Here is a 24,602-nt window from a genome sequence, read left to right on the forward strand (position 1 = left end):
GAACAAGCCGCGCGGGAACGCCGCGCGCGGCCGCGTCCGGAGGCCACCGGCCAGCGCACCGGTAAGCCGGTCCGCCGCAAGTCGGAGGGCCAGTGGGCGCTCGGTTACCGGGAACCGCTGAACCCGAACGAGCAGAGCAAGAAGGACGACAACCCGCTCAACGTCCGCGCCCGCATCGAGAACATCTACTCCAAGGGCGGTTTCGATTCCATCGACAAGGCCGACCTGCGCGGCCGGTTCCGCTGGTGGGGCCTCTACACCCAGCGCGAGCAGGGCTACGACGGCACCTGGACCGGCGACGAGAACATCGACATCCTCGAGGCCCGCTACTTCATGATGCGGGTGCGCTGCGACGCCGGCGCCCTGAATCTCGCGCAGCTGCGCACCATCGCGGGTATCTCCACCGAGTTCGGCCGCGACACCGCGGACCTGTCCGACCGCGAGAACGTCCAGTACCACTGGATCGAGGTCGAGAACGTCCCGGAGATCTGGCGGCGGCTGGAAGAGGTCGGCCTGAAGACCACCGAGGCGTGCGGCGACTGCCCGCGCGTGGTGCTCGGCTCACCGCTGGCCGGTGAGTCGCTGCACGAGGTCATCGACCCGACCCCGGCGATCGACGAGATCGTGAGCCGCTACATCGGCAAGAAGGAATACTCCAACCTGCCGCGCAAGTTCAAGACCGCGATCTCCGGCCAGCAGGACGTGGCGCACGAGATCAACGACGTGGCGTTCATCGGCGTCGACCATCCCGAGCACGGGCCGGGCCTGGACCTGTGGGTCGGCGGCGGACTGTCCACCAATCCGATGCTGGCCAAGCGCGTCGGCGTGTGGGTGCCGCTGGACGAGGTGCCGGACGTGTGGGAGGCGGTCGTATCGCTGTTCCGCGACTACGGCTACCGCCGGCTGCGCACCAAGGCGCGCCTGAAGTTCCTCGTGAAGGACTGGGGCATCGAGAAGTTCCGGGAGGTCCTCGAGACCGAATACCTGAAGCGCAAGCTGATCGACGGCCCCGCGCCGGAACAGGTGACGCAGGTCATCGACCACGTGGGCGTGCAGCGGCTGCGCAACGGCCTCAACGCCGTCGGCTTCTCCCCCATCGCGGGACGCGTCTCGGGCACCATCCTCACCAAGGTCGCCGACGCGGCGGAGCGGGCGGGGGCCGACCGGGTGCGGTTCACCCCGTACCAGAAGCTGATCGTGCTGGACGTGCCCGACGACAAGGTCGAACAGCTGCAGGCAGATCTGGAACCCCTGGGCCTGCAGTCGAAGCCGTCGATCTGGCGACGAAACCTGGTGGCCTGCAGTGGAATCGAGTTCTGCAAACTGTCGTTCGTGGAGACCCGCAAGCGCTCGCAGGCGCTGGCGCCCGAACTCGAGCAGCGGCTCGCCGATATCAACGCGCAGCTGGACGTCCCGGTCACCATCAACATCAACGGCTGCCCGAACTCCTGCGCCCGCGCCCAGATCGCCGATATCGGTTTCAAGGGCCAGCTGGTCGCCGACGGCGACGGGAATCAGGTGGAGGGCTACCAGGTTCATCTGGGTGGCAGCCTCGGGTTCGACAGCGCCTTCGGGCGCAAGCTGCGCCAGCACAAGGTGACCAGCGACGAGCTCGGCGACTACATCGAGCGTGTGGTGCGCAATTTCGTGAAGAACCGCAACGAGGGCGAGCGGTTCGCGCAGTGGGCTGTCCGCGCCGACGACGCAGACCTTCGGTAACGGGAGATTTCAGCTATGGCAACCACTTTGGAGAAGCTGTCCGAGAGCGAACTGCGCAAGATCGCCGAAGACGGTGCGGCACAACTGGGTTCCGACGCCTCGGCTCAGGAGCTGCTGCAGTGGACCGAGGACACCTTCGGTTCCGGCTACATCGTCGCCTCGAACATGCAGGACGCGGTGCTCGTACAGCTGGCCGCGCAGGTGCACCCGGGCGTGGACGTGCTGTTCCTCGATACCGGCTACCACTTCGCCGAGACCATCGGCACCCGTGATGCCGTCGAGACGGTGTACGGCGTGAACATCGTCAATGTGCAACCGGAACACACCGTGGCGGAACAGGATCGCCTGCTGGGCAAGGATCTGTTCGCCCGCGACGCCGCAGAATGCTGCCGCCTGCGCAAGGTGGTGCCGCTGAAGAAGTCCCTCACCGGCTACAACGCCTGGGTCACCGGCATCCGCCGCGTGGAGTCCCCCACCCGCGCCAACGCGCCCCTGATCTCCTTCGACGAGGCCTTCGGCCTGGTGAAGATCAACCCGATCGCCGCCTGGTCCGACGACGAGATGACCGGCTACATCGAGCAGCACGGCATCCTCGTCAATCCCCTTGTGGAGGAGGGATATCCGTCCATCGGTTGCGCTCCGTGCACGCGGAAGCCGGAACCGGGATCCGATCCGCGAAGCGGCCGCTGGGCCGGCCTCGCCAAGACCGAATGCGGGTTGCACAGCTCATGAGTACACCAGTCACCGACACCGAATTCGATGTTCTCGCTTCGCTCGAGGAATTCGATACCCTGGCCGCTCTCGAGTCGGAGTCCATCCACATCTTCCGTGAGGTCGCCGGCGAGTTCGAGCGCCCCGTGATCCTGTTCTCGGGCGGCAAGGACTCCACGGTGCTGCTGCACCTGGCGCTCAAGGCGTTCTGGCCCGCGCCGCTGCCGTTCGCGCTGCTGCACGTGGACACCGGGCACAACCTGCCGGAGGTGCTCGAGTTCCGCGACCACGTGGTCGAGAAGTACGGACTGCGCCTGCATGTCGCGTCGGTCGAGGACTATCTGGCCGACGGGCGGCTGGCAGAGCGGCCCGACGGCATTCGCAACCCGCTGCAGACGGTGCCGCTGCTGGACGCCATCGCCGAGAACCGCTTCGACGCGGTATTCGGCGGCGGTCGCCGCGACGAGGAGCGCTCGCGCGCCAAGGAGCGCATCTTCTCGCTGCGCGACGCGTTCGGCCGCTGGGATCCCAAGCGGCAGCGCCCGGAGCTGTGGAACCTGTACAACGGCCGGCACGCGCCGGGCGAGCACGTGCGCGTGTTCCCGCTGAGCAACTGGACCGAGCTCGACATCTGGCGCTACATCGCCCGCGAGAACGTCGAGCTGGCCACCATCTACTACTCGCACGAGCGCCCGGTGTACCAGCGCGACGGCATGTGGATGACCCCCGGCTCCTGGGGCGGTCCGCGCGACGACGAGGAACTGCTCGTGAAGTCGGTGCGCTACCGCACCGTCGGCGACGGATCCTCCACGGGCGCAATCCTTTCCGAGGCGGCCGACAACGAGGCGATCCTCGCCGAGGTGGCGGCGTCCCGGTTGACCGAACGGGGCGCGACGCGCGGCGACGACCGGGTGTCGGAGGCGGCGATGGAAGACCGCAAACGAGAGGGTTATTTCTGATGTCCGACCTTTTACGACTGGCCACCGCCGGCAGTGTCGACGACGGCAAGTCCACCCTGGTCGGACGGCTGCTCTACGACACGAAATCCGTGCTGGCCGACCAGATCGACGCCGTCACCCGCGCGTCGGTCGACCGGGGCCTGTCCACACCGGACCTGTCGCTGCTCGTCGACGGCCTGCGCGCCGAGCGGGAGCAGGGCATCACGATCGATGTGGCCTACCGCTACTTCGCCACGCCCACACGGACTTTCGTGCTCGCCGATACGCCGGGGCACGTGCAGTACACCCGGAACACGGTGTCCGGCGCGTCCACGGCGCAGCTGGTGATCCTGCTCGTCGACGCCCGCAAGGGCGTGATCGAGCAGACCCGCCGCCATGCCGCGGTGATGGCGCTGCTGGGTGTGCCGAAGCTCGTGCTCGCCGTGAACAAGATCGATCTGGTGGACGACGCGGCCGGGGTCTTCGCCAAGATCGCGGCCGAATTCACGGAACTCACAACGAAACTCGGCTGGGCGCCGGAGGACGTGGTCGAGATCCCGGTGTCGGCGCTGCACGGCGACAACATCGCTTCCCGGTCGGAGCAGACCCCGTTCTACGACGGGCCCTCGCTCATCGAGCATCTGGAGTCGGTGCCGGTCGACGCCGACAGTTCCGGGCGCCACCAGGTGGGCCTGCGCTTCCCGGTGCAGTACGTCATCCGGCCGCGCACCGCCGACTACCCGGACTACCGCGGCTACGCGGGACAGGTCGCGGCGGGCGCGGTGTCGAAGGGTGACGAGGTCGTGGTGCTGCCGTCGGGCATCCGCACCACGGTCGAGCGCATCGACACCGCGAACGGCGAGCTGGCCACCGCGCAGCCGGGCCGCAGCGTCACCCTGGTGCTCGCCGACGACGTCGACATCTCCCGTGGCGACACCATCGCCGCGGCCGCCGACGCGCCGGAACCGATCCAGGCGTTCGACGCGACCGTCTGCTGGCTCGGCGACAAGCCGCTGCGCCCGGGCGCGCGGCTGCTGCTCAAGCACGGCACCCGCACCACCCAGGCCATCGTCGGCGCGCTGCTGGAGCGGTTCGACGAGCAGAACCTGGCCGCCGACCCGGATCCGGAGTCGCTGTCGCTCAACGACATCGGCCGTATCGCGCTGCGCGTCGCCGACCCGATCGTGGCCGACGACTACCGCACCAACCGGCACACCGGCAGCTTCCTGCTCATCGATCCGGCAGGCGGCAATACCCTGGCCGCGGGCCTGGTGGGCGACGTGCTCACCGCGGTCGAGGTCGGTACCGGGGCCGAGGTCTGAGATGAGTTCGGCTGCGGGGGCCCGGCACCGCCTCGGCGCGGTCCCACCCGGTCATCCCGATGCGGGCTCAACCCGGCATCCCGGCGAACGCCGGGATCGAGTCGGGACCTCGGACCTCGCGTCGCCACTCGGTTCCGGCGTTCGCCGGAACGACGGGAAGGACTCGGCGCGTGCTCCCGTGAGCACTGGTCTTCCTCAGAGCCGGCCCGCTCGCATCGCGCCCGCACTGATCGCGGTCGCACACGGGAGCCGTGATCCGCGTTCTGCCGCAACGATGTCCGCGGTGGTCGCCGACCTGGCCTCGCGGCGTCCCGATGTGGACGTCCGCCTGGCGTTCCTGGACCTGAACACCCCTTCGGTGGAGCAGGTCGTGGATGCCGTTGCCGCACAAGGACATACCGAGTCGGTCGTGGTCCCCCTCCTGCTGGGCAGCGCCTTTCACGCGCGGGTCGACCTGCCCGGCATGCTCGCCGCGGCCCGGGCCCGCCATCCCGGCCTGCGCCTGACCCAGGCCGACGTCCTCGGCGCCGATCTCCGCCTGGTCGCAGCCTTGCGCGAACGCCTGCTGGCCGCGGGCGCCGATCCGCATGACGGCCGCACCGGGATCGCGGTTGCCGCCGTCGGCTCGTCCTCGGCACGGGCCAACCTCCGCACCGAGCGGATCGGCGCACTACTGACCGCGGGTACGGCGTGGCAATCGTCTGTCTGCTTCGCGACCACGGAACCATCTCTGCCCCAGGCTGTTTCACGCCTCCACCGGCACGGATGCGACCGAGTGCTCGTCGCCCCCTGGTTCCTCGCCCCGGGTCTGCTCACCGACCGCCTGCACCACGCGACCCCAGATCTCGTGCACGCGCAAACCATCGGCGCCCACCCCCTGCTCACCGAGGTCGCCCTGGACCGCTACCTCGGCGCCGCCACACCGATACTGGCCTTGTCGGCATAAGACTCGGCCGCTCTACTCCCGCGCTGTCCGCACGTGGGTGATGCTCGGCGGGATATTGCGCAGGACCGGCACTCGATCGAAGATCGGCATCGTGACCGCCAGGGGTCCCCGCGACGGCCCGTAGTTGCGGACGTGGACCTCCGAGATGCGCGGGGTCCAGCCGCGCAGCAGCGGGGCGATGTCGTCGCGGCGCACGCCCCACGGCATCGGCGGTGCCGTGTAGTGCTCGGTCTTGGCGTACCCGGACATCGTCTTGCGGGCGAACCAGGGCGGGATGGTGTCGAACATCAGCCGCATGCCGGGCATCCGACTCACCATGGCGGTCACCAGGTTTCGCACCTGCTCGGCGTCGAAGTACATGAACAGGCCCTGCGCGGTCACGAACACCTCGCCCGGTTCGACCTCGTCCAGCCAGGCCGGATCCAGTGCGCTGCAGGCGATGTGGCGACAGCGCTCGGAGGCGGGAAGGAAGCGCTCCCGCACGGCGACGGCATCCGGGACATCCACGCACAGCCAGCGCACGCGGCCGTTGTCGCAGCGCTGGAACTGCGTCTCCAGCCCGGCGCCGAGCTCCACGACCGTCCCGTCCGGATGGTCGGCGAGCCACGGGCGCAAGGCATCGTCGAAGATCCGGGAGCGTTCGGCATGGGTGCCGTCCGGCGGGCCGAAGTTCCGGGCGTAGTCGAAATCGATCGATTCATAGATCCGCACGCAGTCGGGATCGTGCAGCTTCCCGTCTCGGCGGGCCGCCTCCGAGGCGCGGTTGTGCAACGTCCAGAGCATCGTTACCGGAACACCGACCAGGTCCACCTCGCGGTTCGACATTAGGCAAGCCTAACTCGATACCGACTTAGTGGCAACGGTTTTCATCTACGGAATCACTTGGTGAGATGCACCTCGGCGGTCTGCGCCACCGCGGCCGACGGCACCTCGATCACCGGGATCGGCTTGTTGCTGGGATTGCCGCTGTCCGCGCCCCGGAAGCTGAAGCTCAGCTGGCCGGAGGCGCCGGGCACCTCGTCCAGGCTGTTCAGGTTCAGCATCTGATTGAGTACGTCGTCGTGCCTCGGCAGCTCCTGCCCGACATGGGCGCGAGCGGAAAGCCGTGCCGCCTTGGCCGCGATCAGCAGCGCGTCGTGGGTCGAGATGGCGCCGCCGTCGTCCAGGTGCGCCGGATCGAATCCGAGCTCTCCGAACTTGTCGTAGAACTCCCGGAAGAACGGCGGCGTGGCCGGGGCGTTCCGCAGCCAGCCCGCCGGATCGGTCTCCGTGGCGTAGGCGATGCGAATGTTCTTCTCCCGCAGCTTGGCCTCGTGTGATCGCAGTTGCAGCGCACCGAAATCGGCACTCGCCCCGAATACGGTGACCGGCGTGCCCGGGCACACCCGCGCATACATCGACTCCAGGAAATTGCTGAAATCCACGACGCGACCGGCGTACAACACCACCTCGGGTTTCACCGCGCAGATGTTCTGCACGATATTGGTGAACAGGCTCGGACTCGCCGCCGTGGGGCCGGATATACCCACATAGCTCTGCGCCGGGAATTTGATGACATCGGCGAAACGAGAACCGAAATCGTCGCGTAGCGATCGGGTGAACAGGTCCGCGCCGGAGGTCGTTCCCGGATCGTCGTTGATGTCGGAGTTGGCGTCGTACACCAGAATCGCCGAATCCAGTTCGTCGCGGCTCTGCAGATAATCGTGCAGTGCCGCAACATATTCCGAATTGGGTGGCGCCGATCGAATGAATCCGCGAATCTGACCGTAGTTGAGCTGGTCCGCGGTGGCGATCGAACTGACCATCGGGATGTTGTGCTCCGCAAGATGTTTGGCCGCCAGTTCGGTCTGAATCGTGGACAACCGCAGTCCGGCCACGGCCACCAGCGGCTCCGGATCGTCGACCATGCCCTCCAGCCGCTCGACCACCGGCTCCCACTGCTGCCCGTGACTACCCCAGTTGGCCAGCACCATCCTGACGAGCGGTCGTTGGTCACCGATGGCCGCGGTCCGGTTGATCCGGATCTGCGCCGCGTACGCGCCTTCGAGTTCGTTGCGGATCATCTCGGGCGTATTCGCCGACGTCTCGTCGACCGTCATCGGGTCCAGCAGCGCGATGGTCACGGTGCGCCCGGAGCCGCTGACCGCGGCATTCTCCTCGGCGATCTTGCGTTGCACGTCCGCGTAGATCTCGTGGAATACGTAGCTGCCGTCGGTGATTCCGACGCATTCCGCGCCGATCCGCTCCACGCCGGAATCCGAACGCCCGCAGGCATTGTCCGGCTGCGCCACCCGGTAGACGACCCCGGCGACGACGATCACGACGACCACCGCCAGCGCCACCGCGATCTTGCGCCTGCGCAGCCTGATACGAATCCGGCGCCACCGGCCGGGCGGCAGCGGCGGAATGATCTCATCTCGAGTGTTGTCGCTCACGAGCCCCTCAACTCCACTGCTCGGCTATTCTGCGGTGTTCGTCGGCCTCCTCCAGCAATGGCACCGGATCGCCCGTGGCGACACCGGCGACGACGTCGTAATCGGCCGCGATCTGCCAATGCAGCGAGCGGCGGCGATTGGAGACGAACGGATCGGAGGCGATCCAGCGGGCGACGATCAGCCGGGGAATCGGCTGCGGCGGCCCGTCGACCGCGGCGTGCAGTTGGTCCATCGCGGACACGTCCGGATCGTGGCGCCGGCGGGGCATCGAGGTCACCGAGCGCAACAGCCGCACCCAGTCGCGGGTCGCGCCCTCGTCGAGCCGGCGGCGCAGCCCCTCCCGGGTCGTCGCGAAATCCTCTGCGGCCATGGCGTAATGCAGCACGCTCTCCTCGTCGCCGTCGTTTCTACTTCGATCCCGAAGCCAGCCGAAGACCTTCCCCCAGCTCGCCGGCGCACCGTCGGATCTCGCCGCGAGCTGCCGCAGCAGGAGCCGCCGCAGGATGATCTGCCCGGCGCCGCCGGCGACCGGCCACACCACCGGCTTGATCTCCCGATAGCTGTGGATGCCGCCCCGGAGCAGTCCGCTGTGGGCGGCGAGCAGTCCGGCGTGATCGAACGTCCGCGCCGCCGCGCAGGTGACCATGTCGAAATACCCGTCTTCGGAGAATTCGCCGATCAGCTTGTCGCACAACCGATCTTCCAGGTGCTCGAGGTTCGCACGGTTCGGATCCCGCCGCTCCAGCAGCACGCCCAGCGCCTCCCCGTTCACCAGCGGACGATCGCGCAGCGCCGCCACGATCTGAGCGGTCGACGCCGGATGACCGTCGGTGAGGCCGTGCACCATCGCCGTCAGCTGGTGATTGCCGATCAGGTCGACGGAGCCCTCGGTGTGCGGCGGCAATCCGGACACCATCGCGCCGACCTCGTCCTCCGTCAGGTCTCGCAGGGTGAACCGGCACCACAGGTTCGGCGCGCCCTGCATGTCGTAGGTCAGGTCGTGGTCGCTCTCCTTGCCGGTGAAGGCGACCAGCCCCCGGCTCACCGCGTCGAGCGGCCCGTCCTGGGTGATGGGCGCCAGCAGCTCGCCGCGGCTCGCCGCCACCACCGTGATCGGATCGGCCGAATCGTCGCCCAGGGCCCGGCGGCCCTTGCGGGCGTCCACCAGGCCGTTGACGAACTTCTGCCCGAGCGCGGTATCGACATTGTCGAACAGGAGGACGCAGTTCAGCGTCATCTCCGCGGCCGTCCTCGACTTCTGGAAGTTCTCCCGCAGATCGGCGAGAAAGGCCGCCAGGAGCAGCTCGTCGACCTGAGCGTGCTGCTCCTCGCGCACCCAGTTCGAGAGATCGACGAGGACATCGAGCGGATCGCGGTGCTTGGTACCGTCGCGGTGGCCGTACCAGTCGGGCGACCATGTCCGGCCGCGGCGGACGAAGCGTAGCGCGGGCTCGATCCCCACGACGGTGATCAGGCGGGCCGCGACGGTGATCGGCTCGTCCTCGAGCAGCGAGGCGAGTTCCCCCGATGCCTCCCGGAGGGTCTCGCGCATGGAGCCGCCGTCGGCCTGCCTGCCGAGCATCTGCCCGATCGCCGTCCGCGCCGCGGGACGATCGTCGGGCAGGTCCGCCCGCATCACCCGCCGCCCGACGGCCAGCAGCGGAAACTGCAGCGAACCGTAGCTCTCACACGCGCTTCCCAGCTGAAACGCGGTCGCCGACAGCACTTCCGGAACGGTGGCGACGCGATGCCGGTCGAAATCCACTCGGGCGCAGGGAACATGCCCGTCGAGTTTGCGCGCCAGCTCGTCGAGCAGCGCCGATTTTCCGTAACCCCGGGCACCCTCGACGACCAGGACCGGATGGCTCAGGCTGCGCGTGACCCGACCGTCCGGTTCGCGCCGCATGAGCCGCCGGACGAGCCCGGTTGCCTGACCGTGCCCGAATGTCTGCCCACCCTCATCCACGCACCAGTTGTAGTCGATCAATGCGCGGCTGGCTAGACCCGAATTCGTTTGTGGCACTGCCGTACACAAGTCGTAATTGCCGCTCAATATGTCGGCAATACATTCGGCGGTCCGCGAAATCCCGGCCGATAAGTCGCGCGATCAGTTGCGGAACCACCGCTCCAGCACCACCGCGACACCGTCTTCGGCAACGTCGACCGTGATCTCGTCCGCCAGTTCCAATACCGGCTCCACCGCATTGCCCATCGCCACGGAAAGTCCCGCCCAGGAAAGCATTTCGCGGTCGTTGTAGCCGTCTCCGATGGCGAGCGTGGCCTCGTGCGGGATGCCGAGTTCCTGCCGGAGGCGTTCCAGCGCCCAGCCCTTGGACACGCCCTGCTTGGAGGCCACCAGCCAGGGCTCGTGCTCCCCGTGCACCCAGCCGGCGCCGGGCAGGCTGCGTTCGGCCATCACCTCGACCATGTCGGCGAGGCTGCCGCCGGGCCACCAGCCGTTCAATCGGGTGGTCGGCTCCAGCGCCAGCTCGTGGTCCTCGACGAAGCGGAACTCGCCGAGCCGGAAACTGCCCGGATAGTAGCCGGTGGCCCAGGTCCCGACGCCGACCTTCTCCACCGACAGCACCATGTCCGGGAACACCTCGCGCAGCACCGCCACCGAAGGTTCCGCGTCGAAGGTGTGCAGCGCCAGCGGCTTCCAGTTCGAGATGTCCACCTGCACAGCGCCGTTGGAACACAGCGCCTGCCCCTGGTCGAGTCCTAGCTCCTCGGCGACCAGACGGGTGGCCAGCAGGGTGCGGCCGGTGGTGATCACCACGTGCGCCCCGTCCGCGACCGCCGCACGGACCGCGTCGCGGACTCGCGTGCTGATCGGTTCACCGGTGCTCAGGAGCGTGCCGTCCACATCGAGCGCTATCAACTGCGGCTTCTCTGCTGTGTCCACGCGCCCATTGTCACCCGATCGTGCAAATGCCTTTGCACGGGCCACTCCCGCAATACATGACATATCAACTCCATGTCCGGTTTCCGCCAGCTTCGGGTCTTCCCCGTTGGTTGACTGAGTCTCGTCAAGCGAAAACCGAAGAACCGCAGGAAATAAGGAGTCATCGATGAACGCTCGGTTCGAGTCCAAGGTCGTGCTGATCACCGGCGCCAGCTCGGGTATCGGCGCCGCGGTGGCGCGCCGGGTGGCCGCCGAGGGCGCCGCGGTGGCGCTGGGCGCCCGGGGCAAGGAGGCGGGCGACCGCGTGGCCGAGGAGATCCGGGCCGCCGGTGGTCGCGCGGTGTTCGTGCCGACCGATGTCACCGTGGCCGAGGAGGTCGCCCGGCTGACGCAGACCGCGCTCGACGAGTTCGGCAGGCTGGATGCCGCATTCAACAATGCGGGGGCCGTCGGCGCGTTCGGCCCGATCCAGGACATCGACGAGAATGCCTGGCGCGCCGAACTGGAGCTGAACCTCACCGGCGTGTACCACGGCCTGCGCTATCAGGTCCCGGCGATCCTCGGCTCCGGCGGGGGCGCCATCCTGAACAACGCATCCAATCTCGGTGTGGTGGGCATGGGCTCGGTGGCGCCGTACGTGGCGGCCAAGCACGGCGTCGTCGGGCTGACCCGCGCGGTGGCGCTGGAGACCGCGCAGCAGGGCGTGCGGGTCAATGCCCTGGTATCGGGCGCGGTGGACACCCCGGCCTTCCGCGCGTCGATGGGCGCCACCCCCGAGGGTGAGGCCCAGGTCGCCGCCCTGCACCCCGTCGGCCGCATCTCCCGCCCCGAGGAGATCGCCTCCCTGTGCGCCTACCTGCTCAGCGACGAGGCCAGCTTCGTCACGGGCGCGGCCATGGCCGTCGACGGCGGCTTCACCGCACAGTAGAACGCCGAAACCCATCGGCCGCACGCCTTTCGGTGTGCGGCCGATGGCCGTTGGCGAGGCCTGTGCGCCACACCGCCGACGCTCGCTCTCGCGGCACACCACCCGCACGCCCGTTCAGAGTGGCACGCGGCCGGAGCACTGTCGCCTTACAGCCGAGCGAGAGTCCCTGTGCCGCACTGGACTACTGGCGTCCCAGTACACCCACTGAGGTCGAATGCGATGCCCTCATCGCACCGCCTATGCCTCATCTGTGTCGAGATTCGAAGCGGCCCTGGGTGATCAGCGGCGCGAGCCGCCGCCCCGCCGGAGCCACCTCCGCCGCCCGAACCACCACTGGAGTCGCCCGCCGGGTCGAGGTCCACCACGATGCCCTCATCGCACCGCAGAGCCCCCGGGTCGTGCCGGACTATGAAGCAGCCCTGCGCCGTCAGCGACGGGAGCCACCACCGCCGCCCGAACCACCGCCGCCACCCGAGCCGCCGGAGGAACCGCCGGACTTGGAGTCGCTCTTGGATCCGCCCGAGGCCGAATCTCCGCCCGCGCCGCCGGAATTCGCGCCGCCGCCCGAGCTGACACCGCCGGAGAGACCGCCCGAACTCGCGCCGCCGCCGGAGAGACCACCCGAATTCATGCCGCCGGAGAACCCACCCGAATTCATGCCCCCGCCGGACAGACCGCCCGAATTCATGCCGCCGCCGGAGAACCCACCGGAGTTCGACGGTCCGCCCGGCGCCGAACCTCCGCCGGAGTTCGGGCCGCTCCCCGGGGACGAATTGCCCGGGCCGCGGTCTCCGGAGGACAGGCCTCCGGAGGACGTCGGCCCGTCTCCCGGTCCGCCCGACCCCGTCCCCTCACCTCGCGCGGGGTCGGGTGCGGAACCGCCGGACGGCAATCCGCCCCCGGTCCACCCACCGCCGGTGCCGGGGCCCGGCAGCGCCCCGGCGATCGGCGCGGTCTTTCCTTCGTCCGATTTCCTTGCGCCGGTGTCGTTTCCGCCCGCTCGGCCGGTGCCGGACTGGGAGCCGGCGCCCGTCCTGGGGTTGGCCAGCGAACTTCCCGGAGCGGGACCCGACGGAGCGGGGCGCGAGTCGAAATCGGGGGTGGAGATGCTGCCGAGCGAGATCGGCCCCGGCATGGAGCCGCTCGGCGTCGCCGCGGATCCGAAGCGCGGCAGGCTGATCGACGGGATCCGGCCGATGGAGGTACCGGCCGGGGTAGCACTGCCCGACGCCGTACTCGCCGTCGAGCCGAAGGGTAGCGGGTTGGTGAAGCTCGCCGGATCGGCGTAGCCGGAGGCGTTGCGGCGACTGATCGGATCGCAGTGCTCGCCCGGACCGTTCTCGCGCACCGCCCGCTCCACATTCGCGGTGGCGGCGACATTCGAGAACGACTGCGCCACAGTGCTGTACGCGCGCGAGGGAGTGAACGAGGACAGCAGCCCGTCCGCCGCCGCGGGCACGCGGGGCACCGAGTCGAGGCCCTCGAGCCCCTCGAGCAGGCGCAGATCCCGGAACTGGTTGCGGGCCCCGTTGGCCGGACCGGCCAGGGCGGGCGCGAATTCCAGTGCCGGGCCGTCGGTTCCGATCGGACCGCTGCCGAACATGGTGGCCGCCGACATCGCCACCGCGGAGGCCACTGCGGCACTGGACAATACGGCCGCGCCGCGCGCGTATCGGCCGAAATTCGACCCCGGCTCGGCCATCCGGGCCGCCGCGACGGCCGCACCGACGGCCACGGTGTGCGCCGGATCCTGCGACATCACCACCGGCCGCCCGAGTTCGGACAGCACCTGCGCCACCTCGGCGGGCCGGGCCGCGCCGCCGACGAGCAGCACCCGGTCGATATCGCGCATCGTGAGCCCGGCGTGGTGCACGCACTTGCGCACCAGCCGAAGGGAATTGCGCACGGTCCACGTGCGTAATCGGGTGGTGTCGCCCGCCGGGACGACCTTCGACACCGGTGCCGGCGCACCGGGCCCGAGGGCGCGCGCGTACCGGGCCAGCACGGTGCCGAGCGGACGGCCGCCGTACCGGTGGGAGCGCACCGCGCTGCCGAGCACGCCGCGTTCGTTCCGGTCGCCCTCGGTGCGCACGACGGCGAGGTCGAGGCTGTTGCCGCCCAGGTCGTACACCAGCGTGAGGCCCGATTCCGAGACACCGTGCTCGGCGTCGAGCCATTCCACCGCCGCCACCGGCTCCGGCATCAGCAGCACGTCGCCGACGCCGACGCGATCCAGCGCCGTACGCAGCGGCACCAGATGGCGGTCGGTGTAGCACGCGGGATAGGCGACGACGGGGCGCGCGGCGGGTTCGTCCGTCTCGATCAGGCAGGCGGCCACCGCCGCCACCAGTTCGGGAGGTGTCCATGCGCGGCCGCCCACGATCACCGGCTCCGTATGTTGCGTGAGATCGGCGAAATCCGTGACGACAGGGGCGAATCGGGGCAGACCGCCCATCCGCGCACCGCCCGCGCTGTCGAAGGTGACGGCCGTGCGACGCACCCGCACGGCGGGCCGATCACGCTCCCCCGCAGCCGCCCAGACGGAGTTCACTGTGCCGATGCTCAAGCCGAAGCCAACTGTCATTGCTATCCCGTCAACGCACCGAGACCACGGCCCCACGTAATCGAACCGAGTGGTCGCGGTCGTTTACCAAACAGCGATCACAGGTTAGCTGGTGGATGTCGATCACGAATACCGAATGGGCGGAAAAGGTTTCATACCCACCGGTCTATAAAGCAAAAGCCCTGATAGACCGCCGACCAGGTCATGGTCACGGGTTCAGATTCACGTTGACACGGCAAATAGCTACCGAAACTAGCTACCTCACAGTAACCATTTGGACATACCAACCGGTGTGCAGTAAACGTCCGCAAAAGTTCACCGCGAGATCGAATTTCGCCACTGAAACACCGATGGCTAAAAGGTTGCCACCCCACTCATACAACCCAAACCAGGCAGTTCCCCCACCTCATACAGACCACCCGGTTCCCAAACACCTTCCACCCCAAACCAACTCACACCCCGGCGCCCACCCCGAGCGGTTCCCGCACCCCTGGCGTGTTCGCGCACCCGCTACAAGCGCCTGTAACGGGTGCGCGAACATGCGCGGGGTGCGTGGAGTGCGGCGGGCGCGGGATGCTCCCGCACCCCGCTCAGGAGACTGGGCGGGGTGCGGGAACCTGCAGGGGGTGCGAGAACGGGGTTACGCGCGGGCGAGGAGCTTGCGCTTCCACCACGGCTGGGCGGTGCCGCCGCCGCGGATGGCCGCGGGGCGGCGGCCGGTGACCAAGTGGTCGAAATCGGTGACGTCGCGGGCGGGTTCGGGCAGGCGGCCCGCGTTGAAGTCGTCGACCAGCTGGCGGACCGTCTGCTGTGCGCAGGACTTGTTGGTGCCGATGAAGCCGGTCGGGCCGCGCTTGATCCAGCCGGTCACGTAGGTGGCGGGGAACGTCGCGCCGCCGGGCGCGGAGAGTACGCGACCGTCGAGATTGGGGATCACGCCCGCCTTCTCGTCGAACGGCAGGCCGGGCAGCGCCACGCCGCGGTAGCCGACCGAGGTCAGCACCAGGCCCGCGTCGAGGGTGTCGGTCTCGCCGGTGCCCACCGCGCGCACGATGCCGTCGGCGTCGGCGCGAAGTTCGTTGCGCTCCAGCTCGATTCCGCTGATCCGGTCGGTACCCGTGAGCGCGGTCGGTGACGACAGATAGCGGAACACAATCCGCCTGCGCGCCCCGACGGGCCGATCGGCCACGCTGCGCAGCAGGCGCAGCTTCTGCTCGACCTTCTGCGCCATCCCCGCAATCGGTTCCGGCACATCGCCTTCCACCACGATGTCGACGTCCGCGCCCAGCAGGCCCACGAATTCCGGCACGGTGAAGGCGGATTCGGCGGGGCCGCGGCGCCCGACGATCACGACTTCCTCGATCTTGCTGTGCCGCAACGCCTCCAGTGCCACCGGTGACACCTCGGTCCCCGACAGCGTCTGCGGGTCGACGGTGAGAATCCGGGCGACATCGAGCGCGACATTGCCGTTGCCGACGATCACCGCGCGCCGCTGCGACAGACCGAACTCGCGTCCGGCGTGATCGGGATGCCCGTTGTACCAGGCCACGAACTCGGTGGCGGAGACATTGCCGGGCAGACCCTCGCCGGGGATGCCGAGCTTGCGATCGGACGAGGCGCCCACCGCGTAGATCACCGCATGGTAGTGCTCCAGCAGTTCGGCATGCGAAATATGCTCGCCCACGGACACATTCAGATACGACCCGAATCCGGGCTGCGCCGAGATCACGTCGAACAGGCGGCTGACCTGCCGCGTGCGGGTGTGGTCGGGCGCCACGCCGTGGCGGGCCAGCCCGTAGGGCACGGGCAACCGGTCGAAGACCGTCACCGATACGTCGGGCTGCGTCAACAGCTCGTCCGCCGCGTACATCGCGGACGGCCCGGAGCCGACGATCGCCACCCGCAGCGAGCCCCGGCCGGGCTCGACCGCCGCCGCCGGAATCGGCTTGGCCAGCATGGCCCGCGGCCGAGTCTGCCGGTAGAAGTCGGCGTTGATCTCGATGAACGGCTTCTGCTCGTCGGTCAGCTTCTTCGACGAGGTGATCGCGTCCACCGGGCAGGCCGAGGCACACGCGCCACAGTCCACGCACGCCTGCGGGTCGACATAGAGCATCTCCGCCGTCAGGAAGTCCGGCTCATCCGGGGTGGGATGGATGCAGTTGACCGGGCAGGCGTACACGCACGAGGCGTCGCTGCAACAGGATTGGGTGACGACGTACGGCACTGTACGACCTACTCCCTCAGCCGACCGCGCCGGAGCGGATCGGCTCCGAACGGTAGCGGCTGGACCGGCCGTCGATGCGCAGCGCCTTCCACAGCGCCTTCGACACCGGGTTCATCATCCCGATCTCCTTGGCCAGTGCGCGCACGTCGACGTAGTAGTCGGCGAAGGTCTGCTTGGCCTCCTTGGACCCGTAGAACAGCTCCTTGCGCACCGACTCGGGGATGCCGAACTCCCGGAAGAAGGCCCGCGGCGGCGTCGCGATGGAGCGGCCGAGGATCCACATCACGATCGGCATCGCGAGCGACAGGATGAATCGGCTGCCCGCGTTCTTCTCCGGGACGTGCAGCTTGAGGAACTCGTGCGCGAAGGAGATGTGGCGGGCCTCCTCGGCCACGTGGATCGCCATCACGCCGCGCATGATCGGGTGCACCTCTTCGCCCGAGCGCAGGATCTGCTTCTGGATGTGGTCGATCGGCTCCTCGCCGGCGAGCACGGCCATGAAGAACAGGTTCGGGAACATGGCGGCTATCGGCGACGCCAGGTGACGGAACTGCCGGGTGATCGGGCCCATGCCGGGCACGTCGATGCCGATGCGGTTCACCATCTCCTGGAACATCAGGGTGTGGTTGTGCTCCTCGATCATCTCGTGGGAGCAGTACCGGAACTCGGGCGAACCGTTCGCGAGCGAGAAGATGTACTGCTGCATACCTACGATGAGGATCGATTCGAACTGCAGTCCGGCCTTGGCGACGTTGGCCTGGCGGTACTTGCCGATCGCGATCTGCTGCTCCTTCGGCAGCGCCCGGTACCACGGGTGGCGGCCGAGCGGGTCCGCGGAAACGGGCAGGATCCAGCGCTCCGGCTTGGCCTCCGGATCGAAGTCGGGGTTGTCCCAGTCGATGTCCTCGTACGGATCGAAGTGCTTGTTCACCGATCCCTCGGAGAGCAGCATCAGCTTCTGGGCGTACTGCTGAGCCTCTTCGACCACCGGATCGAGGTCGTTGGTAGCGGCAACGGACATCGTCGTCACAGCCTCTCCATGTTGCGCGGGTAACTGTGTCCCATAGTTACACCAACGCTCTCGCGGGTCAATAGAACCCCCTATTCGAGTGCACATATGTACACCGAATCGAGGTCCAGGTGATCCATCGGCGCAGGTCGGAGCAACATGGCCGAACCATTACCGCCGGGTAACGTGTTCCGCATCACCTCGGCCCCCGAGGGAGTATGAGCGGGCTTCCATGCCAGGCCACCCCGCCCAGACGCGTAGGCACCGCCTGCACAGGAGTGGCGGACGGTGCCGAGAGACGCCTGCGGGAGCAGCGGGTCAGCGGTACAGGTGGACCATGCACGCGTCCGGCGTCACCGCGGCGATACTGGCAGCGTCACCGGCCACCGCGGTGGCCCCGAAGAGCGCGCCCACGCCGACCAGTGCCGCTGTCACCGCGGCTCGGCTCAGCCGTCGCCCCCGCCCGTTGACGCCCGGCCGCCCGAGGCGGATCTGCCCCACATTCCACCGGCGGCGGTGCGCGGCCGCGCCGAACTCCGCCTCGGCCGCGCGGCGGGCCAGGATCGCGGCTCCCTCCGCGACGGTGCGCTCCGGATCGGGCGCCACGATCACGGGGCGGGCGAGAGCGGAAGCGAGGACCGCCGCCACCTCCGGCGGTCGCGCCGCACCACCGATCACCAGCACGCGGTCGACATCGGCCATGGTCACATCGGCCACCCGCAGGCACCGGTAGACCACGCTGAGCGACTTGCGCACGTGGTCGGTGCGCAGTTCGGTGATCACCGCGTCGGTGGCGACGTGCGGGGTGTCGGCCGAGCGCCAGTTGGCGCTGCGGGCCATGTACGCGCCGAACGCGCGGCCGCCGAACTCGGTGGAGCGCAACGATTCACCGACGACCGGGTTGCTGGGGCAGCCCGCGCCGACCCGGACCAGCGTGACCCGCAGCCCCGAGCCGCCCAGGTCGTACACCAGGGCCAGGCCGGGCATCAGCGGACCGCACGCGTCCTCCAGCCACACCGTCGCCGCGACCGGTTCGGCGGCCAGCACGGCCTGCCGCAGCCCGGCGGCATCGAGCGCCTCGCGTAGATCGGTGACCCGGTGCACGGGATAGCCGACCGGATGGGTGACGGTGATGCCGTACTCCGGCTCGGGTGCCGCGCCGAGCACGTCCTCCACGACGCTGGCGGCGACGGTCGCCACCAGGTCGGCCGCCGACAGGGCGCGGTGGCCGACCCGGGCGGTGGGCGCCGAGCGCTGGGTGAGGTCGGCGAAATCGGTGATGGCGCGGCCGTGCTTGGGAATCCGCCCGACCCGGGCCGTGCCGGTGCTGTCGAAGGTGAGGGTGGTGCGCCACGTGGCGGGCGGGCCGCCCGGCCGCCGCAACACGGACCTGTGCCCCGGTCCGTGACGGCCGCCGCTGCCCTCCTCGACGGCGCACACCGTATTTACCGTGCCGATACTGACTCCGAGCCCAACCGTCATCACGTCCACCTCGATCGACGAGCCGTTTACCGAACCGTGATCCGACCCGGATTCAGGCAACCACTGTGCTGAAAGATTGCCAACCACCGGACACGCGATTGTCCGCCGAGCGCCGGTTGTGAGACGGGCTATGCATCTCGGTCGACCGATCGGCCACTACCTGCGTAATCCATCCTCGAGGCATCCGAGGTGTTGGGAGCGACAACAGGTCGACCACCGACCGGTACCGATTTGCCGGGAACGTCGACACCGCCTGCACACCACCGATCCCTCCCGTCGCTGCCGGCGCGCTTTTTGGCCGGAATCCACCTGGGCTGCAGTGGTTTCCGGCCAAAAGCACGCCGGAAATGACGAGCAGGGGCCGAGTGAGACGCTCGAGAACGACGACCAGCCCCGGACGAGACGCTCGAAAACGACAGGCAGCGCCGGACGAGACACCGGAACGACGGGGAGCCCGGGGCGGGGTGTCAGATCGGTGCGGAGTACCGGGCGGGTACCGAGTGTCCGTGAGGGCTGGAAGGTGTTCACTCGCCGAGGATTTCGCGGATCATCTCCACGGCTTGCTCCTCCCATTGCGCGTAGGCCTCGGGGAAGGCGGAGGCCTGGGTGGCCTGCGCCGACTGCCACAGCGGCAGGTGCCGGAAGTCCGGGGCGCGGGCGACCAGGGCGTCGAGGAAGGTGCCCGCGGCGTAGTTGGGGTCGGTCAGCTGCTCCGGTGCGCCCCAGCCCGTCGACGGGCGCTGCTGGAACAGGCCCACCGAATCGTTGTCAACGGGCACGGTGAGGTTTTCCAGCAGCGATTCCTGCAGCGCGGTGGCCAGGGCGATCACAGCGGCATAAACGGGCAGTCCGCGCTCGCGCGCCGCCGCCACGATCAGGCGCGCGTTATCCCATTGATGCGGGCTCGGCGTGAATCGCCGCTGCGATCCGACGACCTCGCGCGGCAGCAGTTCTTCGGGTGCGGGGCTGCTGTAGGAATCGCGTGGCGGTTCGGGCAGCACGGCCGGGCCGACGGGGATCGGCTCGGCATATATTCGGGCGAGTTCCGGTTCGTCCGCGACCATATGATCCGGTCCGGCGTCCGTGGCTCCGCTGATTACCGCGAGCGCACAGCAGACGGCCACCACGGCAAGGGATATTCGAGGTATGGGCATGGAATTGGGCGATTCTGTGCATCCGCCGCTCCCCCACTTCGCCCGCATTCGCGACAATAATCGCGCGGCAGCGGCGGTGGTTACAGGGACTACCCGGGAGAATTTCGTCCGGGCGATGATATGCGATCGCGCAGCCGCGCGACCCACGAGCTCACGTTCCGATCAACTGCGGAATTACTCGTTTCGCATGCGGAGTATTCGACCACATATTCCGGATCTGAAACGCCATTTACCGTCGGCGTGTCGTGTTTCCGGAAATCAGCTTGCCGGGAGGTCCGGAATTCGGGTTGCGCGCGCGAACACCGTCTCCCCGTCGGCCAGCCGCAATGCCTCGGCGTCGCCGCGGGTCACCTGGGCCGTGAACAAATCGCCGGTGGCGGCATTACGCAATTCCAATCGCACCTCGAAGCCCAGGCGCACGATGCGCTCGACCGTGGCGCGGGTGACACCGGCCGATTCCGCGGTGCCCTCGTGCTCGGCATTCGCCATGCTCGGATCGCGGCCGATGCGGATGTCGTGCGGTCGCACCAGGTGCCCGTTCAATTTCGCCACCGCGCCCAGGAACGACATGACGAAATCGTTGGCCGGGCGGTCGTAGACGTCCTCCGGGCTGCCGACCTGTTCGATGCGCCCCGCGTTCATGACCGCGATCCGGTCGGCCACGTCCAGCGCCTCCTCCTGGTCGTGGGTGACCAGCACGGTGGTCACGTGCACCTCCTCGTGCAGCCGCCGCAGCCACTTGCGCAGATCCTGGCGCACCTTGGCGTCCAGGGCGCCGAACGGCTCGTCGAGCAGCAGCACCTGCGGATCCACGGCCAGCGCGCGGGCCAGGGCCATGCGCTGACGCTGACCACCGGACAGCTGCGCCGGATAGCGGTGCTGGAAGCCGTCGAGGCCGACGATGCCGAGCAGTTCGTCGACCCGCTTGCTGATCTCGCTCTTGGGCCGCTTGCGGATCTTCAGCCCGAACGCCACGTTGTCGCGCACGGTCATGTGCTTGAACGCGGCGTAGTGCTGGAAGACGAATCCGATATCGCGCTTCTGCGGCGGCACCCGGGTGACATCGCGGTCGGCGATGGTGACGATGCCGGAATCCAGCGATTCCAGACCGGCGATCGAGCGCAGCAGCGTGGACTTGCCGGAGCCGGACGGCCCGAGCAGCGCGGTCAGCTCCCCGGACGGGATATCGATGCTGACGTCGTCGAGCGCCGCGAAGGTGCCGTAGGACTTTTTCGCATTGGTCACAGTAATCATTTGCTTGCCTCCGGCAGGGGGATCATTTCGCAGTGCCCCGCTTACGTTCGAGAACGGTCATGAAGAGGAGGGTGACCAGTGCCATGCCCATCAGCAGCGTCGCCGCGGAGTAGGCACCGAAGATGTTGCGGTCGTTCATGTATCGCGCGTTGACCAGTAGCGTGAGCGTCTGCCCGCCGCCGGGCAGGCCGGTCGCCACCATGATCACCGCGCCGAATTCGCCCAGCGACCGGGCGACGGTGAGCACGACGCCGTAGGTCAGGCCCCAGCGGATGGCCGGGAGCGTGATCCGCCAGAACGTCTGCCAGCGTGAGGCTCCCAGCGTCGTGGCGGCCTGCTCCTGGTCGTCGCCGATCTCGTGCAGGACCGGTTCCACCTCGCGCACCACGTAGGGCAGCGTCACGAAGACGGTGGCGATCACCATGCCGGGCAGTCCGAAAATCACTCGGAAGCCGAGGTTCTCGACATCGCCGAACCAGCCGCCGACGCCCCACAGCAGAATCAGCGAAACACCCACCACCACAGGCGATACCGCGAACGGCAGGTCGACCACGCCCTGAACCAGGGTGCGGCCCGGGAAGTTTCCGCGCACCAGCGCGATGGCGGTCACGATGCCGAAGACGACGTTCAGCGGCACCACGATCAGCACGATGATCATCGAGATGTTGAACGCAGAGATGGCCGCGGGCGTCGAGATCCAGTCGATGAACTGGCCGATGCCGTTCTCGAAGCTGCGCCACAGGATGATCACCAGCGGCGCCACCAGCAGCGCGAGCAGATACAGCAGTGCGACCGTGCGCAGCGAAAGCCGGGTGAGGGCGGACAGTCTCATCGCGTCGCCTGTTCCTTGCGGGCGCTGCGGTCGGAGAACAACCGCAGCAGCAACAATGTCACGAACGAAATGACCAGCAGCGCAACCGAAACCGCGGCGGCGTTCACCGGGCGGTCGACCTCGATCTGCTGCTGGATGTACTGCGAGGCCACCTGGGTCTTGCCGGGGATGTTGCCGCCGATCAGCACCACCGACCCGAATTCGCCGATGGCCCGGGCGAAGGCGAGCCCGCCGCCGGAGACGATCGCGGGCACCAGCGCCGGGAGCACGATGCGCCGGAACGTCGTCCAGTTGTCGGCGCCGAGCGAGATGGCGGCCTGCTCCACGTCGCGGTCGGCCTCGATCAGCACCGGCTGCACCGAGCGCACCACGAACGGCAGCGTCACGAACGCCAGCGCCACCACCAGGCCGGGCTGGGTGGCGTTGAGGTGCACGTCGATCGGGCTCTGCGGGCCGTACAGCGAGAGCATGACGATGCTGGCCACGATCGTCGGCAGCGCGAACGGCAGGTCGATCAGCGCGTTCACGATGCTCTTGCCGGGGAATTCGTCGCGGACCAGGACCCAGGCGACAAGCGTGCCCATCACGACATTGAGCAGCGCCACCACCACCGACACCGCGATGGTGACTCGCAGGGCGTCCAGCGCGGCGGGCGCGGTGATCGCACCCCAGAATCCGGACCACCCGTCGTCGAAGGCGTGGAAGGTGAGCGCGGCCAGCGGCAGCAGCACGATCACGCTCAGCCACAGCACCGCGGTGGCGATGCCCAGCGGGCCGACCGAGCCGGTCACCCGCAGCCAGGATCGGATGCCGCTGTTGTACCCGGCCGGAGTCGGGGAAGCGGTACTGGTCTCGCTCACTTCGTCGCCTTGTCGTAGATGGCCGCGATGCTCCCGGAGCCGGGGGCGAACAGCTCCTTGTCGACCTGTTTCCAGCCGCCCAGATCCGCGATCGACCACAGCTGCCGCGGTTGCGGGAAGTCGTTGGTGAACTCGGCGGCGATACCGGGGTCGACCGGCCGGAATCCGGCCTGCGCCCAGGCCCGCTGGCCGGACGGGGTGTACTGGAAGTCCTTGAACGCCACGGCCTTGTCCATATTCCTGCTGGTCTTCAGCACCGCCAGCGGATTCTCGATCTTGAACGTCGACGACGGAACCGAGTACTCGATCGGGTCGCCCTGGCGCTGCGAGAAGATGGCCTCGTTCTCGTAGCTGAGCAGCACGTCGCCGGTGCCCTGCAGGAAGGTCTCGGTCGCCTCGCGGCCCGACTTCGGCTGCACCTTCACGTGGTCCGGCGTGACCAGCTTGCTCAGATAGTCGAGCCCGGCCTGCGGGTTCTTGCCGCCGTCGCTCTTCGCCGCGTAGGGGGCCAGCAGGTTCCACTTCGCCGAACCGGAGCTGAACGGGTTCGGGGTGACCACCTCGACGCCCGGCTTCAACAGGTCGTCCCAGGTCTCGATGCCCTTGGGGTTGCCCTTGCGGGTCACGATCACGACCACCGAGCCGAACGGGATGCCCTTGTTGGCGTCGGCGTTCCAGTTCGAATCCACCAGACCGGCGTCGACCAGGCGGGTGATGTCGGGTTCGACGGAGAAGTTCACGACGTCGGCCTGCGCGCCGTCCTTCACCTTGCGGGACTGGTCGCCGGAGGCGCCGTAGGACGGCTGCACCTGCACGCCCGATCCGGCGGAGGTCTTGGTGAACGCGGGGACGACCTTGTCGAAACCCGGCTTCGGGGTGGCGTAGGCGTACAGCGTCAGCGTGCCGCCCTTGCCCCCGCCGGATCCGCTGCCGGGGATATCGCTGGCTCCGCCGCTGCAGGCGCTGAGCGCGACCGCCGCCAGCGCGACCAGCGCGGCGACGACGAGCCGGGGGCTGCGAGACATTCGGATGAACCCTTCCTCTGCCCGCCGGTCGACCGATCGCGCCGACGGTGAAATTCCGATCTTGCCGCCACGCCTTGCCGTACAACGGATTTCGGCGAACGACTGGCCCAGGGGCCGCCCGTACGGGAAACGCTCGTGAAAGGTGCACCGGCCAGTCTAGGGCGAGCCGACCCGCGCGAGCGCGACCGCGCGCTCAGCGACAGTGAATGTCTGCGACTACGAGGCAGCCGACAGCGATCAACGCCAATTCATGGCGGACCTGCGGCATAACGCTCGATGACACGGGCAGACTGTA

20 protein-coding genes are annotated in these 24,602 nt (G+C 68.4%); 6 read left to right on the forward strand and 14 right to left on the reverse strand.

Annotated features, from left to right (window positions below):
- The 5 genes from NM1_RS37865 to NM1_RS37885 all read left to right on the forward strand — a co-directional run.
- The coding region (locus NM1_RS37865) for a nitrite/sulfite reductase (RefSeq protein ID WP_068031958.1) at positions 1-1,719 on the forward strand (1,719 nt) is incomplete at its 5' end.
- Positions 1,720-1,734: 15 nt separating this feature from the next.
- A complete protein-coding gene (locus NM1_RS37870; protein ID WP_068031961.1) occupies positions 1,735-2,451 on the forward strand; it encodes a phosphoadenylyl-sulfate reductase in 717 nt (238 codons plus the stop codon).
- The gene (gene cysD / locus NM1_RS37875) at positions 2,448-3,389 is read left to right on the forward strand and encodes a sulfate adenylyltransferase subunit CysD (protein ID WP_068031964.1); all 942 of its coding nucleotides are present in this window, start codon (positions 2,448-2,450) and stop codon (positions 3,387-3,389) included. The genes NM1_RS37870 and cysD overlap by 4 nt, the downstream gene beginning before the upstream one ends.
- Positions 3,389-4,690, forward strand: coding sequence for a sulfate adenylyltransferase subunit 1 (locus NM1_RS37880; protein ID WP_068031967.1), 1,302 nt, complete (start codon positions 3,389-3,391; stop codon positions 4,688-4,690). Before cysD ends, NM1_RS37880 begins: the two co-directional genes overlap by 1 nt.
- 214 nt (positions 4,691-4,904) lie before the next feature.
- Positions 4,905-5,636 (forward strand): sirohydrochlorin chelatase, encoded by a 732-nt coding sequence (locus NM1_RS37885; RefSeq protein ID WP_068032041.1) that lies wholly within the window; start codon positions 4,905-4,907, stop codon positions 5,634-5,636.
- 12 nt (positions 5,637-5,648) lie between these two features.
- Here the strand turns inward: NM1_RS37885 and NM1_RS37890 are convergent, their stop codons facing one another.
- The 4 genes from NM1_RS37890 to NM1_RS37905 form a co-directional block, all read right to left on the reverse strand.
- Entirely contained in the window at positions 5,649-6,461 is an 813-nt protein-coding gene (locus NM1_RS37890; RefSeq protein ID WP_068031970.1) for a class I SAM-dependent methyltransferase, read from the reverse strand.
- A gap of 53 nt (positions 6,462-6,514) precedes the next feature.
- Positions 6,515-8,071 carry an ABC transporter substrate-binding protein gene (locus tag NM1_RS37895; RefSeq protein WP_068031973.1) on the reverse strand — a complete coding sequence of 519 codons (1,557 nt, stop codon included), beginning with the start codon at positions 8,069-8,071 and terminating at the stop codon, positions 6,515-6,517.
- A gap of 7 nt (positions 8,072-8,078) precedes the next feature.
- Positions 8,079-10,037 (reverse strand): P-loop NTPase family protein, encoded by a 1,959-nt coding sequence (locus NM1_RS37900; RefSeq protein ID WP_147288864.1) that lies wholly within the window; start codon positions 10,035-10,037, stop codon positions 8,079-8,081.
- A gap of 141 nt (positions 10,038-10,178) precedes the next feature.
- Complete coding sequence (locus tag NM1_RS37905; RefSeq protein WP_068031992.1) at positions 10,179-10,976, reverse strand: HAD family hydrolase; 798 nt, start codon at positions 10,974-10,976, stop codon at positions 10,179-10,181.
- A 166-nt stretch (positions 10,977-11,142) separates the two neighbouring features.
- Between NM1_RS37905 and NM1_RS37910 the strand changes: the two genes are divergently transcribed.
- A complete protein-coding gene (locus NM1_RS37910) occupies positions 11,143-11,904 on the forward strand; it encodes an SDR family NAD(P)-dependent oxidoreductase (protein WP_068031995.1) in 762 nt (253 codons plus the stop codon).
- Positions 11,905-12,331: 427 nt separating this feature from the next.
- On the opposite strand, the gene NM1_RS37915 is transcribed toward NM1_RS37910, so the two are convergent.
- From NM1_RS37915 to NM1_RS44750, 10 genes are all read right to left on the reverse strand, one after another.
- Positions 12,332-14,455: an Hsp70 family protein gene (locus NM1_RS37915; RefSeq protein WP_169814393.1), complete on the reverse strand. Its 2,124-nt coding sequence runs from the start codon at positions 14,453-14,455 to the stop codon at positions 12,332-12,334.
- Between the two features lie 652 nt (positions 14,456-15,107).
- Positions 15,108-16,691, reverse strand: coding sequence for an FAD-dependent oxidoreductase (locus tag NM1_RS37920; RefSeq protein ID WP_068032005.1), 1,584 nt, complete (start codon positions 16,689-16,691; stop codon positions 15,108-15,110).
- Positions 16,692-16,707: 16 nt separating this feature from the next.
- Complete coding sequence (locus NM1_RS37925) at positions 16,708-17,712, reverse strand: AurF N-oxygenase family protein (protein WP_068032013.1); 1,005 nt, start codon at positions 17,710-17,712, stop codon at positions 16,708-16,710.
- 306 nt (positions 17,713-18,018) lie between these two features.
- The gene (locus NM1_RS37930) at positions 18,019-19,182 is read right to left on the reverse strand and encodes an Hsp70 family protein (RefSeq protein WP_084520441.1); all 1,164 of its coding nucleotides are present in this window, start codon (positions 19,180-19,182) and stop codon (positions 18,019-18,021) included.
- Between the two features lie 524 nt (positions 19,183-19,706).
- Positions 19,707-20,246 (reverse strand): hypothetical protein, encoded by a 540-nt coding sequence (locus NM1_RS37935; protein ID WP_147288865.1) that lies wholly within the window; start codon positions 20,244-20,246, stop codon positions 19,707-19,709.
- A 348-nt stretch (positions 20,247-20,594) separates the two neighbouring features.
- On the reverse strand, positions 20,595-21,590 hold the full coding sequence (locus tag NM1_RS37940; protein WP_068032019.1) for a sulfate/molybdate ABC transporter ATP-binding protein: 996 nt from the start codon (positions 21,588-21,590) through the stop codon (positions 20,595-20,597).
- A gap of 22 nt (positions 21,591-21,612) precedes the next feature.
- A complete protein-coding gene (cysW, locus tag NM1_RS37945; protein ID WP_068032022.1) occupies positions 21,613-22,422 on the reverse strand; it encodes a sulfate ABC transporter permease subunit CysW in 810 nt (269 codons plus the stop codon).
- A complete protein-coding gene (gene cysT / locus NM1_RS37950; protein ID WP_084520439.1) occupies positions 22,419-23,282 on the reverse strand; it encodes a sulfate ABC transporter permease subunit CysT in 864 nt (287 codons plus the stop codon). The genes cysW and cysT overlap by 4 nt, the downstream gene beginning before the upstream one ends.
- Complete coding sequence (locus NM1_RS37955) at positions 23,279-24,307, reverse strand: sulfate ABC transporter substrate-binding protein (protein WP_068032025.1); 1,029 nt, start codon at positions 24,305-24,307, stop codon at positions 23,279-23,281. Before NM1_RS37955 ends, cysT begins: the two co-directional genes overlap by 4 nt.
- Before the next feature lie 193 nt (positions 24,308-24,500).
- Complete coding sequence (locus tag NM1_RS44750) at positions 24,501-24,590, reverse strand: Ms4533A family Cys-rich leader peptide (RefSeq protein WP_342773681.1); 90 nt, start codon at positions 24,588-24,590, stop codon at positions 24,501-24,503.
- Positions 24,591-24,602: the final 12 nt, after the last annotated feature.

The sequence above is a fragment of the Nocardia mexicana NBRC 108244 genome (assembly GCF_001613165.1).
Classification (GTDB): Bacteria; Actinomycetota; Actinomycetes; order Mycobacteriales; family Mycobacteriaceae; genus Nocardia; species Nocardia mexicana.

Excerpts from the sequence above, each read along its gene's own strand:
- cysW (WP_068032022.1), bottom strand. The coding sequence starts at position 22,422 with ATGAGACTGTCCGCCCTCACCCGGCTTTCGCTGCGCACGGTCGCACTG.
- NM1_RS37935 (WP_147288865.1), bottom strand. The coding sequence starts at position 20,246 with ATGGTCGCGGACGAACCGGAACTCGCCCGAATATATGCCGAGCCGATC.
- NM1_RS37910 (WP_068031995.1), top strand. The coding sequence starts at position 11,143 with ATGAACGCTCGGTTCGAGTCCAAGGTCGTGCTGATCACCGGCGCCAGC.
- NM1_RS37940 (WP_068032019.1), bottom strand. The coding sequence starts at position 21,590 with ATGATTACTGTGACCAATGCGAAAAAGTCCTACGGCACCTTCGCGGCG.
- NM1_RS37925 (WP_068032013.1), bottom strand. The coding sequence starts at position 17,712 with ATGTCCGTTGCCGCTACCAACGACCTCGATCCGGTGGTCGAAGAGGCT.
- NM1_RS37930 (WP_084520441.1), bottom strand. The coding sequence starts at position 19,182 with ATGACGGTTGGGCTCGGAGTCAGTATCGGCACGGTAAATACGGTGTGC.
- NM1_RS37955 (WP_068032025.1), bottom strand. The coding sequence starts at position 24,307 with ATGTCTCGCAGCCCCCGGCTCGTCGTCGCCGCGCTGGTCGCGCTGGCG.
- NM1_RS37890 (WP_068031970.1), bottom strand. The coding sequence starts at position 6,461 with ATGTCGAACCGCGAGGTGGACCTGGTCGGTGTTCCGGTAACGATGCTC.
- NM1_RS37870 (WP_068031961.1), top strand. The coding sequence starts at position 1,735 with ATGGCAACCACTTTGGAGAAGCTGTCCGAGAGCGAACTGCGCAAGATC.
- NM1_RS37880 (WP_068031967.1), top strand. The coding sequence starts at position 3,389 with ATGTCCGACCTTTTACGACTGGCCACCGCCGGCAGTGTCGACGACGGC.
- cysD (WP_068031964.1), top strand. The coding sequence starts at position 2,448 with ATGAGTACACCAGTCACCGACACCGAATTCGATGTTCTCGCTTCGCTC.